At 61.6% G+C, this 766-nt stretch carries 2 protein-coding genes; both read right to left on the bottom strand.

The window, feature by feature from the left end:
• Positions 1-150: 150 nt before the first annotated feature.
• Positions 151-534 (bottom strand): hypothetical protein, encoded by a 384-nt coding sequence (locus tag JK635_RS06325; protein WP_202653129.1) that lies wholly within the window; start codon positions 532-534, stop codon positions 151-153.
• A partial coding sequence (locus JK635_RS06320) for a tellurite resistance TerB family protein (protein ID WP_202653128.1) occupies positions 531-766 on the bottom strand: 236 nt, incomplete at its 5' end. The genes JK635_RS06325 and JK635_RS06320, both read right to left, overlap by 4 nt.

The raw sequence follows: 766 nt of genomic DNA, 5'->3' as shown, positions 1-766 counted from the left end.
GAAGTGTGAGGGACAGGCAGCTCATGGCGCTGCCGAGGAGGGTCAGCAACCGGATATCTCGTTTATCATTGCCGATACGGTGCCCGACGACTGCCGCGATCAAGCTCGCTGCGCCAATCGTGCCGACCAAGATCGGCAAGGCATGCTCGCTCATTGCTCGCTCCGTCGCGCAGTGTTCAAGGACCGGCTGGTAATGGGCACTGGCGACAAAGTTTGGCGCGGCGGCGACGTCGGGCGCACTGGAAGTTGCTGCTTGAGCCAGCTGACGGCCGCCTTCCAGGCGCGCTGGACTGCCCGTCGTAAGGCCGAACCCAACCGCCGCTGGCGCTCTTCAACATTCTCGACGTGGCCATCCGCCATGCGCACTTCGATCACGCAATTGCGGGCCGCGTGGCGCTTCTTGGCTTGGGTCGACACGATCACCAATACGGAGGTAATGCGCTGCGCGAACTCGCGAAAGGTCGTGCGTATCGTGGTGACCATCGCATGGACCTGGGTGGTCGTGAGGCCTTCGCCTCGCACATCAATTTTCATGACAATCCTTTCTGGACAATTTCGGTTGGAGCGGCAAGGCGCCACTGCGAGCTGGTGAGCTGCAGTACCGCCTGTTCACCGTTGGACAGGTGGCTGTCTGCTTCGGCCACGTCCCGGCAGATCTGATAGATCTCTGCGCGTATTTGCGGATCGGTGACGTCGTCGAGCACGCACTGAACTACCAGAGGGTGGAGCCCGCCGCTGTAGTCCCAAACGGGCACGCCAAACTCGT

This window comes from Neobacillus paridis, assembly GCF_016765675.1.
Taxonomy (GTDB): domain Bacteria; phylum Bacillota; class Bacilli; order Bacillales; family Cytobacillaceae; genus Neobacillus; species Neobacillus paridis.
The sequence above is the reverse complement of the archived record's forward strand: the minus strand, read 5'-3'. Positions and strand labels throughout refer to the sequence as shown.